Below are 15,260 nucleotides of genomic sequence, written 5' to 3'. Positions count from 1 at the left end.
GTGGAAAGACCAGTGTAAAAGGCGGGAGCGACGACTAAAGGACCTCTGCGCCGGGAAAGGCGGGTTTGTCGGGGGCGACGACGCCCAGGCGCTTCGTGGCGCGCGTGAGCGCAACGTAGAGGTTCCTCATATTCGAGGCGGCGATCGCGTCGGGATCGACGACGATCACGCTGTCGAACTCCAGGCCCTTGGCCTGTTTCACGGTCAGGACCGAGGCGGTGTCGATCCACGAGAGCTCGGCGGCCAGCTCGGGCGTGGTGATGATGGCGACACTGCCGTCCTCGACGGCCCGCGCCTCGCCCGTGGCGAGCGCGGCGACCCGTTCCGTGAGGTGCTCGGACGCGATCTCGAGCCACGGTTCGTGCCCGGAGGCGCGCACCGAGCGCGGTCGCGGGGCCTCGGCGTCGATGGCGTCGAGCACCCGCAGCGCGACGGCCATGATCTCGGCCGGGGTGCGGTAGGAGACGGTGAGCTGCTCGGCGCGCCAGGCCAGCTCGGAGGAGTCGAAGACCTCGGCCCAACTGGCGGGGGCGGCGGCGTTCCCGGACTGCGCCAGGTCGCCGGCGACGGTGAAGGACCGGGCGACGCAGCGTCGCAGGAGCGCGCGCCACACCATCGGCGAGAGCTCCTGGGCCTCGTCGACGATGACGTGCCCGAAGATCCAGCGCCGGTCGGCGGCGGCCCGCTCGGCCACCGAGACGAACTTCTGGTCGACTTGCCGCTCGCCGAGCCAAGCCGCGTCGATCACGTCGGTGGCCTGGAGGATCTCGGACTCCTCGTCCTCGAAGTCGAAGGAGGCCGAACCGGAGGCGATGGACAGGACGTCCTCGGCGTAGGCGATCTGCTCGGCGTCGAGCAGGTCGCCCCGGTCGCGTTCGACCTCGCCGAGGTGCTCGGCGGCCTCGTCGAGCAGCGCGATGTCCGCCTCGCTCCAGCCGCCGGGCTCGCGCTGGAGCAGGCGGCGCTCCTCCTTGGTGAGGGCGGCCGCGGCCGAGGCGAGCAGTGCGGGGGAGGCGAAGAGGTCCTCGAGCAGCTCGGTGGGCGTCAGCCTGGGCCACAGGTGCTCGATCTGGCCGCGAATGACCGGGTTGGTGGCGATCTCGGCGGCGAACGTGGCGCGGTCCTCGAGGCCGAGCAGGTTCTCCCCGCCGAGCGGATCTTCGCCGATGATGTCGGCGTACTGCGTGGCCAGGTCGGCGATGACGCGTTTGTGGAAGGTCTCGCGGGCCTCGTTGTGGGGCAGCCCGGTCTCGCGGGCGGCGTCGCGGGCGCCGGTGATCTTCTCGGGGCGCAGCCACAGGGTGTGTCCCTCGTATTCCACCGGCTGTGCCTCCCTGGGCACGACCTGGCGGTCGGCGACGGCGCTGGCGATGACGCCGGCCATGACGGCGCGGCCCTTGACGGCGGCGACGGCCTCGGATTCGGGCCGCTCGGGGTCGATGCCGGGGAACAACTGCGCGGGGGTGCGCAGCAGCACGTCGGTCTCGGCCAGACCGGGGAGGACCTCGGAGATGTAGCGCAGGAACTGCTTGCCGGGCCCGATGATGAGCACGCCGCGGCGCTGGAGCTGCTCGCGGTGCTCGTAGAGGAGGTAGGCGGCCCGGTGGAGGGCGACGGCGGTCTTGCCGGTGCCGGGCGCGCCGTCGACGATCATGATGCCCTCGAGCGGTGCGCGGATGATGCGGTCCTGCTCGGCCTGGATGGTGGCGACGATGTCGCGCATGCGGCCGGTGCGGGCCGCGCTCAGCGCGGCCATGAGGGCGCCTTCGGAGCCGATGGTGGACTCCGAGCCGTCGGCGGCGTCGAGGTCGAGGATCTCGTCGTTGAGCGAGGCGAGGCGCCGGCCCTTGGTGTGGAGGTGGCGGCGGCGGCGCACGCCCGAGGGCGAGGCGGCGGTGGCGAGGTAGAAGCGCCGGCCGGCCTCCGAGCGCCAGTCGACCTGGAGCTGCTCGCCGTTCTCGTCGTGGAGCCCGATGCGCCCGAGGTACATGGGGTGGTCGTCGTCGATGTAGTCGAGCCTGCCGAAGCACAGGCCCTCCTCGACGGCGTCGAGCTGGGCGATGCGCCGGCGGTGGAAGTGCGTCTCGGCGTCCCGCTGCGACAGCTCCTGCTCGTTCTCGACGTGCTTGCGCCGCGAGTCGTCGAGGCGGCCTTCCGCACGGTCCCGGAGCTCGTCGAGTCGGGCGTACAGCCGGTCGAGACGCGTTTGCTCCGATACGAGCGCAGGAATGATGGCAGCGGACACAGGACTCCTCGGGTGAAAAACCGGATGCATGGGTACGCGTAACATGCGCAGAGTTTTCGGGTATCGACGGTGGCGACGGCTGTGCCGAATGGCGGCTCGCACGCACCAAAGAGAAAGGATAGCGCTAGGAACCACGATCGTCTTCTTACGATCTGGACATTCGTTACGCTGAGGTCCCGATGCTCGATGGGGTGGACAAAAGCGTGGGCCGCACTGCCGCCCGGCGGAGGGTTCCCATATCGTGGGCTTTGTCTGGAATGTGGACATTCATAACGCGCTCGTAACACTGGCTTGACTGTGCCCGAACAAGATCGCTACGGTAAAGCCAAGTGTGAGTGCCTTCACAGTGCGTGACTGGAGAGATGCATAATGATAAGAGAGAATTGGGGGACCAGAGTCGGGTTCATCCTGGCCGCCATCGGCTCGGCGGTCGGACTCGGCAACATCTGGCGCTTCCCCGGAGTGGCCTTCGAGAGTGGTGGCGGCGCCTTCATGGTGCCCTACCTCGTGGCCCTGCTGACGGCGGGCATCCCGCTGCTCATCATGGAGTTCACGCTCGGCCGCCGCTACAAGGGCTCCGCGCCCGTGGCGTTCCGGCGCCTGAACAAGAACGCCGAGGCCATCGGCTGGTGGCAGGTCGCCATCTCGATCGTGATCGCGATCTACTACGCGGCCGTCATCGCCTGGGCCGCCTGGTACGGCTACTTCGCGCTCAACCAGCAGTGGGGCGACGACCCCGCCACCTATCTGACCGGCGACTTCCTGCAGGCCGGTGACATCTACGACTTCGGCACGTGGCTGCCCAATATCGGCATCGCCATGATCATCGTCTGGGCGGCGACGCTCTTCATCATCGGTGCCGGCGTCCGCAAGGGCATCGAGGTCGCCAGCAAGATCTTCATCCCCCTGCTGCTGCTCATGTTCGGCATCCTCGTGGTCCAAGCCCTGACCCTCGACGGCGCCACGGAAGGCCTGTCCGCCTTCTTCACGCCCGACTGGGAGGCCATCCAGGAACCGAGAGTCTGGCTCGCCGCCTACGGCCAGATCTTCTTCTCGCTGTCGATCGGCTTCGGCATCATGATCACCTACGCCTCGTACCTCAAGCGCAGGTCCGACATCACCACCTCGGCGTTCACCGTCGGCTTCGCGAACTCCTCGTTCGAGATCCTGGCCGGCATCGGCGTCTTCTCGGTCCTCGGCTTCATGGCCGTCGAATCGGGCGTCGCGATCGCCGACCAGACCCACTCGGGCGTGGGCCTGGCGTTCATCGCCTTCCCGACCATCATCAACACCTTGCCGATCACTCCGGGGCTGTTCGGGTTCCTGTTCTTCGCCTCGCTGGTGATCGCCGGCTGGACCTCGCTCATCAGCATCGTCCAGGTGCCGGTCGCGGCCGTCGAGGACCGCTTCGGCATCAGCCGCCTGTGGTCCACGATCATCGTCGGCGGCACCATGGCCCTCGCCTCGATCCTGCTGCTGCCCACGGTCAACGGCCTGATGCTGCTCGACATCTCCGACCACTTCATCAACCAGTTCGGCATCGCCGTGGCCGCCCCGGTCAGCATCGTCGCCGTCATCTGGCTGGCCTGGAAGTGGAAGGAGCTGCGCGAGAACGCGAACGCCACCTCGACGTTCAAGATCGGCCCGGTCTGGCTCGTCTGCCTCGGCGTCATCACGCCGATCGCGCTCGCGTTCATCGTCTACTTCAACATCCGTGACCTGGTCACCGCCGGCCCTGACGACCCGCTCGCGGCCTACAACGAGTACCAGGCCTTCGGATGGTCCGTGGCGGTCGGCGCCCTGGCCTTCGGCATCATCATGGCGCTCATCCTGCGCCGCAAGAACGTCCCCGAACTCGTCGACGAGGACGAGGTCGGGGCCGAGGCCACGCTGACCGGCGGGAAGGAGGACACCCGATGAGTGGAAGCGCCGTCGCGATGATGATCATCGCCATCGTCGTCATCTTCGGAGGACTGGTCGTCTCGGCGATCACCCTCATGACCCACCCCGAGCAGCCCGACTCGGAGGACTGACCGCAGGAGGGGGCCGATCTTCGGATCGGTCCCTTCTGCTTCGTCTATCGAATTCGAGGAACCCGCATGAAGACACGAGAGACCTGGGGAACGCGCGCCGGCTTCATCCTGGCCGCGGCCGGATCGGCCGTCGGGCTGGGCAACATCTGGCGCTTCCCGGGCGAGGCCTACCAGTTCGGCGGCGGCGCGTTCCTGCTGCCCTACCTGTTCGCCATCCTCACCGCGGGGCTCCCGCTGCTGCTGCTCGAATACTCCATCGGACGCAAGTACCGCGGCGGACCGGCCGTGGCCTTCCGCCGGCTGTCCAAGCCGAGCGAGGGCATCGGCTGGTGGCAGGCGGCCGTGGCCTTCTTCCTGGCGACCTTCTACGCCCTCATCATCGCCTGGGCCCTGAGCTACGTCTGGTTCTCGTTCACCCGTGCGTGGGGCGAGGACGCCGCGGCCTTCTTCGGCGGCCAGTTCCTCGGCGCCTCCGAGGACCCGCTCGACTTCGGGCACTACCGGCCGAACATCCTTCTCGCGCTGGTCGTCGTGTGGGTCCTGGTGCTGCTCATCATGTCCGGCGGCATTCGCAAGGGCGTCGAGCTGGCCAACCGGATCTGCATCCCGCTGCTGCTGGTCCTGTTCGGCGCCATCGTCGTCCGCGCGCTCACCCTCGAGGGCGCGGCCGACGGCCTCGACGCCTTCTTCACGCCCCGATGGGACACGCTCGGCGACTACGAAATCTGGATCGCCGCCTACGGCCAGGTGTTCTTCTCGCTCTCGATCGGCGTCGGCACCATGATCGCCTACGCCTCCTACCTGCGCCGCACCTCGGACCTGTCGACCACCGCGTTCACCGTCGGCTTCGCGAACTCCTCGTTCGAGCTGCTGGCCGGCATCGGCGTGTTCTCGGTGCTCGGATTCATGGCCGCCCAGACCGGCGTCCCGATCGGCGATCTGGTCGACGTCGGCGGCGGCGTCGCGTTCGTGACCTTCCCGACCATCCTCAACGAGATGCCCGGTGGCGCCCTCATCGGCGTCCTGTTCTTCTCCAGTCTCGTGGTCGCCGGCATCACCTCGATCGTGTCGATGGTGATCGTGCCGTTCTCGTCCATCGAGGACCGGTTCGGCTGGACCCGCCGCAAGACCGTGGCGTTCATCGGCGTTCCCATGGCGCTGTTCTCGATCCTGATCTACCCCACCGCCAACGGCTCGTACATGCTCGACGCGGTCGACTTCGCGGTCTCCGGTTACGGCCTCATCCTGGCCGGGCTGGCGACGATCGTCACCGCGTTCGCCACGGGGCGCGTGTCCGCGCTGGCGGCGGACGCGAACCGCACGTCGGTGTTCAAGCTCGGCCGGCTCTGGTACGCCTGTCTCGGCCTGACGGTCCTGGCGCTCGTGTGGACGGTCGTCTCGAACCTCATCGACCAGGGCCGCGGCCTGTACGGCGACGACGGGACGGTCGATCCGCTCATCGTCATCAACTGGATCGTCGGAGGCACGGCGGTCGTGTTCGGCCTCGTCATGGGCGTGGTCATGCGCCGCCGCCCGCTCCCGTCCGAGCGGCGCGAGGAGGCCGCGCTCGATCGGGACTGAACTCGCTCCCCGCTTCCACCCGAGCCTCACCGGCCGCACCCGCCACAGGTGCGGCCGGTTTTCTGTGTATTGACATGAATTGATGGATCTGACCCCTTGTGCTGCGTGTTCAAGAACTGTTAGGTTAGTTTTTAGTTAACAAGGTGGCCCAATAAGATTCCAGGCCACCGCCTCCAATTCCCCCTGAGAGGAGCGACTGATGCGCCGAATGAAACGCCTGCTGGCCGTGCTCGGCATCGCCACCGCGGCAATCCTGTCCGTGACGATGGCGGGCCCGGCCTGGGGCCACGGCTACACCTCCGATCCGCCCAGCCGCAGCGCGCTTTGCAACAGCGGCGCCGTCTCCAACTGCGGAGCGATCCAATGGGAGCCGCACAGCGTCGAGGGCCCCAAGGGCTTCCCCGGCGCCGGGCCCGCCGACGGCTCGATCTGCGCCGGCGGCAACGGCAGGTTCTCCGAACTCGACGACCCGCGCGGCGGCAACTGGCCCGCCACCACCGTCTCGCCCGGCTCGCGCACGTTCACGTGGACGCTCACGGCCGCGCACGCCACCGACAAGTGGGAGTACTTCATCACCCGCGACGGCTGGAACCCGTCCCAGACCCTGACCCGCGCAGCCCTGGAGCCCGCGCCGTTCTACACCGACTACGACAACGGGGCCCGCCCCGACTGGTCCGTGACGCACAGCGTCAACCTGCCCAACAAGTCCGGGCGCCACCTCATCCTGGCCGTGTGGACCATCGCCGACACCGCCAACGCCTTCTACTCGTGCATCGACGTCAACTTCGGCGGCGGTAACGGTGGCGGCGGCGGTGACGACGATCCGCCGCCCACGGGCGACTGCACCGCTCCGGCCTGGAACCCCTCGACCGCCTACAGCGGCGGCGACCAGGTGACCCACGGCGGCGTGGAGTACCGCGCCGAATGGTGGACGCGGGGCGAGGAGCCCGGCACCACCGGCGAGTGGGGCGTGTGGAGGTCCGTCAGGAACTGCTGATGCGAGTTCGGATGGCCGCTTGACGGCGGCCATCCGAACCGCTACCATCGACGCGGCCTTGCAGTCGACGTCAGGACCTCCATTGAAGCTGTAATCGCAGACACCGCGCTTCACATGTCTCTGTGCACATGTCGAGCGTCTGCGATGCAGGGGGCCACATTCCCGACGATCGAGCGCCGTCTCCACTCAGGACCGAACGGGCGCGGTGTCATCTCATTCGATTCCGTTCCGCATCGAACCTGAGAAGGATGCCGCGCATGTCAAGCCACATCACCGTCAACAAGCTGCGATTCTCCTGGCCGGACGGCGACCGCCTCTTCGACGGCCTCGACGCCGTCTTCTCCGACGGCCACACCGCCCTGGTCGGCGACAACGGCACCGGCAAGTCCACGCTGCTGCGCCTCATCGACGGGCGCCTGCGGCCGGACGCGGGCGCCATCGCCGTCGCGGGTCTCGTCGCCTACATGCCCCAGGACCTGCCGCTGCGCCTGGGCGACACCGTCTCCGACCTGCTCGGCATCACCGGCAAGCGCCAGGCCCTGGAGGCCATCGAGTCCGGCGACGTCGACGAGGCCCACTTCGGCGTCATCGGCGAGGACTGGGACTTCCTCGACCGCGCCCGCGTCACCCTCGACGAGCTCGGACTCGACCACATCGGACTCGAACGCACCGTCGGGACGCTCTCCGGCGGCGAGTCCATGCTGGTCGGCCTCGCCGGGCGCCTCATGGCCAGGCCCGACGTGCTGCTGCTCGACGAGCCGTCGAACAACCTCGACGGCGCGGCCCGCGCCCGCCTGTACGAGGCCATACGCCGCTTCCCGGGTACGCTCCTGATCGTCAGCCACGACCGGGCCCTGCTCGACCAGGTCGACGCCGTCGCCGAGCTCTACGCCGGACGCGTGCGCACCTTCGAGGGCGACTACGCCGCCTACGAGCGGGCCATCGCGATCGAGCAGGAGGCCGCCGAGCGGGCCGTGCGCGAGGCCAAGGCCGAACTCGACCGGCAGAAGCGCGAGTTCATCGAGATGCAGACCAAGCTCGCCAGGCGCGAGAAGGCCGGAAAGAAGAAGTTCGCCAACGCGCCCGCGATCGTCCGCAACGCCAAGAAGCACCAGGGTGAGGCGACCGCCGGGCGCGTCAAGACCGCGATGGCCGACGACGTGGCCGATGCCAAGGAGGAGTTCGAGGTCGCCCGGTCGGAGGTCCGCCAGGACGCGAGCATCAGCATCGACCTGCCGGAGACCTCGGTGAGCGCCCACCGGGAGATCGTCCACATCGAGGGCCTGCGGGCCGCCGACCTCTACGGCGACGGCGTCGACCTGCACCTCCGCGGACCCGAGCGGATCGGACTGACCGGCGACAACGGTTCGGGCAAGACCACCCTCCTGCGTGCGATCGCCGAAGCCGCGCGCGTCCCGCACGGCTTCCTCACCCAGCGCCTGGAGTTCCTCGACGACGAGGCCTCCGTGCTCGACAACGTCCGCCGCCACGCGCCCGAGGCCGAACAGTCGCTCCTGCGGACCCGCCTGGCCCGGTTCCTCCTGCGCGGCGACGCGGTCTTCCACCCGGTCGGCACGCTCTCGGGCGGCGAGCGGCTGCGCGTCGCGCTGGCCACGGTCCTGTCCGCGCGGCCCGCGCCGCACCTGCTGCTGCTCGACGAGCCGACGAACAACCTCGACATGACCTCGATCAGGCAGCTCCAGCAGGCCCTCACCGCCTACCGCGGCGCGCTGATCGTCGTCAGCCACGACGAGGCCTTCCTCGACGCGATCGGTCTGAGCCGCCGCATCCGCCTCGAACGCGGCGAGGGGATTGTGGACGACACGGCCCGCGGGATACCCGCGGACGGGTGAGGCCGGGCCGATACTGGGTACTCGACCGCCCATGATCGGAGCCACCATGGATTCACGAACGCGCAGGCCGCTGGCCGCCGCCGCCACCGTCGTCCTCCTCGGACTGACCGCCGCGTGCGGAGACGACCCCGATGAAGAGCCCGACGCCGACGAAGACGCCACGGGGCAGGTCCGGTACGCCGACCTCCAAGTCCTCGCCGAGTGGGCCGACGTACTCCCTGACGCGGGCGGCGACGCGGACGTCACGACCGATCAGGGCACGGTCGGCGAGGGCACGACCGTGGAGCTGATCGTCGAAGGTCTGCAACCCAATACCGAGTATCCCGCGCACGTCCACGCCGGCACCTGCGACGCCGATCCGCCCGGAGGAGAGCACTGGTCGTCCAGTCCTGATTCCGAACTCGAGCCGAGCGGACCGACCCACTTCCACACGTACGTGATCACCAACGAGGACGGGCACGGCGCGATGACCGACGGATCGGACCTGGCCGTCGATGACCGTGCCCTGAGCATCGTCGTCCACGCCAGCGGTTCGAACGAGCTGCTCCAAGAGGCAGGTTCCGACCGCATCCTGTGCGGCGACCTGGAGCCGCAGTAGCCGACCGGAGCCACGGGAAAACCCGTGGCCTGAAGGCATGGCGGTCGCGTATCCTTGACGATCGTCATGCCCAGCAGCACCTCGAAATCCCGCACCAGCCTGCGCGAACGCGTCTTCGCCCTGCGCACGGCCGATCAGCGTGCGCTGCGCAGGCGCCTCCGCGAGGCCCGCGAGCTCGAAGGTCCGGCCCGCAAGGCCGCCTTCGACGCCCTTGAAGCCGACATCGAGGCCCGTGAAACGCGCCTGGCCGCCCGCGCCGCGAACGTGCCGAAGATCGTCTACCCCGAAGAGCTGCCCGTCTCGCAGCGCAAGGACGACATCGCCGAGGCCATCCGGGACCATCAGGTCGTCATCATCGCCGGCGAGACCGGCTCGGGCAAGACCACGCAGATCCCGAAGATCTGCCTCGAGTTGGGCCGCGGCGTTCGGGGCATGATCGGGCACACCCAGCCCCGCCGGATCGCCGCCCGCGCCGTCGCTGAGCGCATCGCCGACGAGCTCGGCTCGCCGCTGGGGGAGGCGGTCGGCTGGAAGGTGCGGTTCACCGACCAGGTCTCCGACTCCAGCTACGTCAAGCTGATGACCGACGGCATCCTGCTCACCGAGATCCAGCACGACCGGCTGCTCAGCGCCTACGACACGATCATCATCGACGAGGCCCACGAGCGCAGCCTCAACATCGACTTCATCCTCGGGTGCCTCCGGCAGATCCTCCCCAAGCGGCCCGATCTCAAGGTCATCGTCACCTCCGCGACCATCGACCCCGAGCGCTTCGCCGAGCACTTCCGCGACGGCCGAGGGCAGCGGGCGCCGATCCTCGAGGTCTCCGGACGCACCTACCCGGTCGAGATCCGCTACCGCCCGCTCGTGGACGAGGACGAGCAGCGCGACCAGATCGACGGCATCCTCGACGCCGTGAACGAGCTCGGCCGCGAAGGCGACGGCGACATCCTCGTGTTCCTCTCCGGTGAGCAGGAGATCCGCGACACCGCCGACGCCTTGGAGAAGGCGAAGCTCCGCCACACCGAGATCGTCCCGCTCTACGCGAGGCTCTCGGCGGCCGAGCAGCACCGCGTGTTCTCCTCGCACACCGGCAGGCGCATCGTCCTGTCGACCAACGTCGCCGAGACCTCCCTGACCGTGCCGGGCATCCGCTACGTCATCGACGCCGGCTACGCCCGCATCTCCCGCTACTCGGCCCGCACCAAGGTCCAGCGCCTGCCGATCGAGCCGGTCAGCCAGGCGAGCGCCAACCAGCGCGCCGGCCGCTGCGGCCGCGTCGCCGAGGGCGTCTGCATCCGCCTGTACTCCGAAGAGGACTACCTCGCCCGCCCGGAGTTCACCGACCCCGAGATCCTGCGCACCAACCTCGCCAGCGTGATCCTCCAGATGACCGCCGCCAAGCTCGGCAAGGTCGAGGAATTCCCGTTCGTCGACGCCCCCGACGCACGCAACATCAAGGACGGCCTCGACCTGCTGGTCGAGCTCGGCGCCATCGAGTCCGAGCGCGGCGCCGTCCAGCGGCTCACGAAGACCGGCCGCGACCTCGCCCGCCTGCCGATCGACCCGCGCCTGGCCCGGATGATCCTCCAGGCCCAGACCGAAGGCTGCGTCTACGAGGTCGCCGTCATCGCCGCCGCCCTGTCGATCCAGGACCCGCGGGAGCGCCCGGCCGACAAGAAGGCCCAGTCCGACCAGGCGCACGCCCGCTTCAACGATCCCGAGTCGGACTTCTCCGCGTTCCTCAACCTCTGGAAATACCTCGAAGGTGAGCGCCGCTCGCGATCCTCGAGTGCCTTCCGGCGGATGTGCAAACAGGAGTACCTGCACTACCTGCGCATCCGCGAATGGCAGGACCTCGTCCGCCAGATCACGAGCGTCCTCAAGAGCCTCAAGATGCCCACCGCGCCGACCACGCCCGCCCCCGACACCCGGCGCATCCACACCGCGCTGCTCGCCGGGCTCCTCTCGCACATCGGCGTCAAAGAGGCCGACAAGCGCGAGTACCTCGGCGGCCGAGGCGCCAAATTCGCGATCTTCCCCGGATCGGGTCTGTTCAAAAAGCAGCCGCGCTGGGTCGTCGCCGGCGAACTGGTCGAGACCAGCCGCCTGTGGGGCCGCATCTGCGCCAAGATCGAGCCCGAATGGGTCGAGCCGCTCGCCGCCCACCTCGTCAAGCGCACCTACTCCGAGCCGCACTGGTCCAAGAAGTCCGGCGCGGTCCTCGCGTTCGAGCGCGTCACCCTCTACGGCGTGCCGATCGTGCCGCGCCGCCAGGTCAACTTCGGATCGCTGGACCCGGCCACCAGCCGCGAACTGTTCATCCGACACGCCCTCGTCGAGGGCGAATGGGAGACCCACCACCCGTTCTTCCAGCGCAACCGCGACAAGATCGGCGAGGTCGAGGACCTGGAGAACCGCGTGCGGCAGCGCGGTCTGCTCGCCGACGAGCAGACCCTGTTCGAGTTCTACGACGAGCGCATCCCCGCCGACATCGTCTCCGGCCGCCACTTCGACTCGTGGTGGAAGCGGCAGCAGGACAAGCACCAGCTCGACTTCGACGAAGCCCTCCTCCTCGGCGACCGCGCCGAGGAGGTCCGAGCGGACGCCTACCCCGAGGTGTGGACCTCCGAAGGCGTCGACCTCGGACTCGACTACGAGTTCGAGCCCGGCTCGGCGAACGACGGCGTCACCGTCGAGGTGCCCCTCGCCGCGCTCCAGCAGCTCGACCAGGACGCCTTCACCTGGCAGGTCCCCGGCCTGCGCGCCGACTTCGCCGAATCGCTCATCAAGAGCCTGCCCAAGAGCCTGCGCCGCAACTTCGTGCCCGCCCCCGACTTCGCCCGGGCCGCCGTCGCCCGCATGGAGCCGGCCGAGGGCCGCCCGATGACCGCCGCGCTGGCCGAGACGCTCCGCGTCATGACGGGCGTCAACGTCCCCGAGGACGCCTTCGACCTCACCAAGATCCCCGGCCACCTGCTCATCACCTTCCAGGTCAAGGACGAGGACGGCTCGGTCCTGGCCGAGGGCAAGGAGCTCGGCGCGCTCCAGCGGCAGCTCGCGCCCAAGGTCCAGGCCGCGGCGGCCGAGGCCGCGCCGGACCTCGAACGCACCGGCCTGACCGCCTGGGACTTCGACGCGCTGCCGAAGGTCCAGGAGACCCCTCGCAAGGGCTACGTCGCCAAGGCCTACCCGGCCCTGTTCGACGAGGGCGCGAGCGCCGGCGTCAAGGCCTTCGCCGACCCCGGCGCGCAGTCGGCGAACATGTGGGCCGGCACCCGCCGCCTGCTCAAGCTGGGCGCCCCCGATCCGCACGTCAAGGAGGCGCTGACCCGCAACGAACTGCTGGTCCTCGCCACCGGCCCGTACCCGAGCGTCGGGGCGCTGCTGGACGACTGCGTCCGGGTCGTGCTCGACAAGGTCCTCATCGAGGGCGGGGGACCGGCGTGGGATCGCGCCGGATTCGAGCGGCTGCTCTCCAGGGCCCGCCCCGCGGTCGCCGGCGAGTCCCCGGCCGTGGCGCGGAAGGTCGCCGCGACCCTGACCGAGGCCCGCGAGGCGTCCAGGCTCCTGGAAGGCAAGTTCGACTTCTCGATGCTGCCCGCGATGAGCGACATGCGCGCCCAGCTCGACGACCTGGTCGGCGCCGAAGGTTTCGTGGGCGCCACCGGATGGTGGCGCCTGGACGACCTGACCCGATACGTCAAGGGCGTCGTCTACCGCGCGAGGCGGGTCCGGGACGACGTCGCCGGCGACAAGGCCAAAATGGACATCGTGCGGGCGCTCCAGGCCGAGCGCGACGCCCTCGCGCGCGCCCGCCCGACGGCGATGCGCACCGCCGAGGGCCAGGAACTGCGCTGGATGATCGAGGAACTGCGCATCAGCTTCTTCGCCCAGCAGCTCGGCACCCGATACCAGGTCAGCGAGAAGCGCGTCCGCAAGCTCCTCCAGACCCTCTAGCCTGCAGAGGGCGAAAGCCGCGATTTCGGGGTTCGAAGCGCCGTCTCCCCGAAAACTCGTTCGCGAGTGTCAGACCGGCGGGGCATGATCGACTCGAGAGCCGTCCCGGCTCCCGGAAACCAGGTTCACCGAGTTCTGACCGGCACTGCGGACGTATCCAGCAAGGAGGACGACGTGTCGCACGACAACGCCATTGAAACCGAGGGACTGACGAAGCGTTTCGGCGCGCTCGTCGCCGTCGACAGCATCGACCTCACCGCCCGCACCGGCTCGGTGCTCGGCGTCCTCGGCCCGAACGGGGCCGGGAAGACCACGGTGGTGCGGATGCTCGCCACCCTCTCCGCGCCCACCGCCGGAAACGCCCGCGTCGGCGGCTTCGACATCGTGCGCGACGCCGCACGCGTACGCTCCCTCATCGGCTTGACCGGACAGTTCGCGGGGGTCGACGAGCTGCTCACCGGCGAGGAGAACCTGCTGTTCATCGGCCGGCTCCTCGGCAGACCGCGCGCCGAGGCCCGCCGTCGGGCCCGCGAACTGCTCGTCCAGTTCCACCTCGACGACGCCGCCGACCGCGCCGTCAAGACCTACTCCGGCGGCATGCGGCGGCGCCTCGACCTCGCGGCCAGTCTCGTCGGAGAGCCGCCGATCCTCTTCCTCGACGAGCCCACCACCGGGCTCGACCCGCGGGCGCGCGGCGAACTGTGGGAGATCGTGCGGAACCTGGTCGGCGGCGGGACCACGGTCCTGCTGACCACCCAGTACCTGGAGGAGGCCGACCAGCTGGCCGACGACATCGCGGTCATCGACCGCGGCAAAGTCATCGCCACCGGCACGCCGAACCAGCTCAAGGCCAAGATCGGCGGCCAGACACTGCGGATCCAGCCCGAGGACCCCGCGCACTCGGCGACCGTGCGGGCGCTCATCGCCGAGAGCTACGCCGACCTGGAGCCGGTCGTCGAGGGCACGGCGGTCACCGTCGGCGTCAACGACGACCGGATCATGCCGGTCATCGCCGCGGCGCTGCAATCGCGGGGCATCGCGCTCAGCGACTTCCATCTCGGCCTGTCGAGCCTGGACGAAGTGTTCCTGACGCTGACCGGGCACCGGACCGACGACGAGAACGAGAACGAGCCCGAAGAGGAGACGGCGCAATGACGACCGCGACACTCGACGCCCCGGCGGAAGTGGCGGGGCGGCCCGGGCCGGGCGCGACCCTCGGCCAGATCATGTCGATGGCTTGGCGGCAGATGGTCCGCATCAAGCACAATCCGTTCGAACTGGTGGACCTGTCGCTGTCGCCGGTGATGTTCCTGCTGCTGTTCGTCTACGTCTTCGGTGGGCAGATGGCCGGCTCGACCAGCGAGTACCTCCAGTACGTGCTCGGCGGCCTGATCGCGCAGAACGCGATCTTCCTGACCATGTACACCGGCACCGGCATCAACGCCGACCTGCGCAAGGGCGTCTACGACCGATTCCGGTCGCTGCCGATCGCGCGCTCGGCGCCGCTGGCCGGCAAGATCTTCGCCGACATGTTCAAGCAGGTGTGGTCGGTCGCGATCATGCTGGGCCTCGGCGTGCTCATGGGCTTCGAGCTGCGCAGCCTCAGCGGTGCGCTGCTGGCCACTGCGGTGCTGGTGATGTTCGCGCTGGCGATCTCGTGGTTCTCGGTGCTGGTGGGCGTCCTCGCCGACTCCGAAGAGAAGGTGCAGATCTACGCGTTCGTGGTGGTCATGCCGCTGACCTTCACCTCGGACGCGTTCGTGCGCGTCGAGACTCTTCCGGGGCCGCTCGAAACCTGGGCCGAGGTCAACCCGGTGAGCCACCTGGCCCGCACCATGCGCGGCCTGCTCGCGGAAGGCCCCGTGGCCGAGCCGCTGATGTGGACGACGGTCTGGGCGGCGGCGCTCTTCCTGGTGACGGCCCCACTGGCCATGCGCGCCTACAAGAAGAAGATGATCTGACACCGACGCGCGAGCGTGTCGGCTGCTTCGCA

At 69.1% G+C, this 15,260-nt stretch carries 10 protein-coding genes; 9 read left to right on the top strand and 1 reads right to left on the bottom strand.

Annotated features, from left to right (window positions below):
* Positions 1–34: 34 nt before the first annotated feature.
* Positions 35–2,275, bottom strand: coding sequence for a HelD family protein (locus tag ACYVK3_RS10135; protein ID WP_460497187.1), 2,241 nt, complete (start codon positions 2,273–2,275; stop codon positions 35–37).
* A gap of 339 nt (positions 2,276–2,614) precedes the next feature.
* On the opposite strand from ACYVK3_RS10135, the gene ACYVK3_RS10130 reads away from it, so the two are divergent.
* The 9 genes from ACYVK3_RS10130 (at position 2,615) to ACYVK3_RS10090 (ending at position 15,228) form a co-directional block, all read left to right on the top strand.
* On the top strand, positions 2,615–4,165 hold the full coding sequence (locus ACYVK3_RS10130) for a sodium-dependent transporter (protein WP_460497186.1): 1,551 nt from the start codon (positions 2,615–2,617) through the stop codon (positions 4,163–4,165).
* Complete coding sequence (locus ACYVK3_RS10125; RefSeq protein ID WP_460497185.1) at positions 4,162–4,278, top strand: methionine/alanine import family NSS transporter small subunit; 117 nt, start codon at positions 4,162–4,164, stop codon at positions 4,276–4,278. Before ACYVK3_RS10130 ends, ACYVK3_RS10125 begins: the two co-directional genes overlap by 4 nt.
* A 66-nt stretch (positions 4,279–4,344) precedes the next feature.
* Positions 4,345–5,859: a sodium-dependent transporter gene (locus ACYVK3_RS10120; RefSeq protein ID WP_460497184.1), complete on the top strand. Its 1,515-nt coding sequence runs from the start codon at positions 4,345–4,347 to the stop codon at positions 5,857–5,859.
* Between the two features lie 199 nt (positions 5,860–6,058).
* A complete protein-coding gene (locus ACYVK3_RS10115; protein ID WP_460497183.1) occupies positions 6,059–6,856 on the top strand; it encodes a lytic polysaccharide monooxygenase auxiliary activity family 9 protein in 798 nt (265 codons plus the stop codon).
* Between the two features lie 257 nt (positions 6,857–7,113).
* Complete coding sequence (locus ACYVK3_RS10110) at positions 7,114–8,709, top strand: ABC-F family ATP-binding cassette domain-containing protein (RefSeq protein ID WP_460497182.1); 1,596 nt, start codon at positions 7,114–7,116, stop codon at positions 8,707–8,709.
* 46 nt (positions 8,710–8,755) lie between these two features.
* Entirely contained in the window at positions 8,756–9,307 is a 552-nt protein-coding gene (locus ACYVK3_RS10105) for a hypothetical protein (RefSeq protein ID WP_460497181.1), read from the top strand.
* Between the two features lie 66 nt (positions 9,308–9,373).
* Positions 9,374–13,267: an ATP-dependent RNA helicase HrpA gene (gene hrpA / locus ACYVK3_RS10100; RefSeq protein ID WP_460497180.1), complete on the top strand. Its 3,894-nt coding sequence runs from the start codon at positions 9,374–9,376 to the stop codon at positions 13,265–13,267.
* A gap of 174 nt (positions 13,268–13,441) precedes the next feature.
* A complete protein-coding gene (locus ACYVK3_RS10095) occupies positions 13,442–14,422 on the top strand; it encodes a DrrA family ABC transporter ATP-binding protein (RefSeq protein WP_460497179.1) in 981 nt (326 codons plus the stop codon).
* Positions 14,419–15,228 (top strand): ABC transporter permease, encoded by an 810-nt coding sequence (locus tag ACYVK3_RS10090; RefSeq protein ID WP_460497178.1) that lies wholly within the window; start codon positions 14,419–14,421, stop codon positions 15,226–15,228. Before ACYVK3_RS10095 ends, ACYVK3_RS10090 begins: the two co-directional genes overlap by 4 nt.
* Positions 15,229–15,260: the final 32 nt, after the last annotated feature.

This window comes from Glycomyces tarimensis (genome assembly GCF_054776215.1).
The sequence above is the reverse complement of the archived record's forward strand: the minus strand, read 5'-3'. Positions and strand labels throughout refer to the sequence as shown.

Coding starts and splice junctions, on each gene's coding strand:
- hrpA (WP_460497180.1), top strand. CDS start 9,374: ATGCCCAGCAGCACCTCGAAATCCCGCACCAGCCTGCGCGAACGCGTC.
- ACYVK3_RS10135 (WP_460497187.1), bottom strand. CDS start 2,275: ATGCATCCGGTTTTTCACCCGAGGAGTCCTGTGTCCGCTGCCATCATT.
- ACYVK3_RS10120 (WP_460497184.1), top strand. CDS start 4,345: ATGAAGACACGAGAGACCTGGGGAACGCGCGCCGGCTTCATCCTGGCC.
- ACYVK3_RS10115 (WP_460497183.1), top strand. CDS start 6,059: ATGCGCCGAATGAAACGCCTGCTGGCCGTGCTCGGCATCGCCACCGCG.
- ACYVK3_RS10105 (WP_460497181.1), top strand. CDS start 8,756: ATGGATTCACGAACGCGCAGGCCGCTGGCCGCCGCCGCCACCGTCGTC.
- ACYVK3_RS10125 (WP_460497185.1), top strand. CDS start 4,162: ATGAGTGGAAGCGCCGTCGCGATGATGATCATCGCCATCGTCGTCATC.
- ACYVK3_RS10110 (WP_460497182.1), top strand. CDS start 7,114: ATGTCAAGCCACATCACCGTCAACAAGCTGCGATTCTCCTGGCCGGAC.
- ACYVK3_RS10130 (WP_460497186.1), top strand. CDS start 2,615: ATGATAAGAGAGAATTGGGGGACCAGAGTCGGGTTCATCCTGGCCGCC.
- ACYVK3_RS10090 (WP_460497178.1), top strand. CDS start 14,419: ATGACGACCGCGACACTCGACGCCCCGGCGGAAGTGGCGGGGCGGCCC.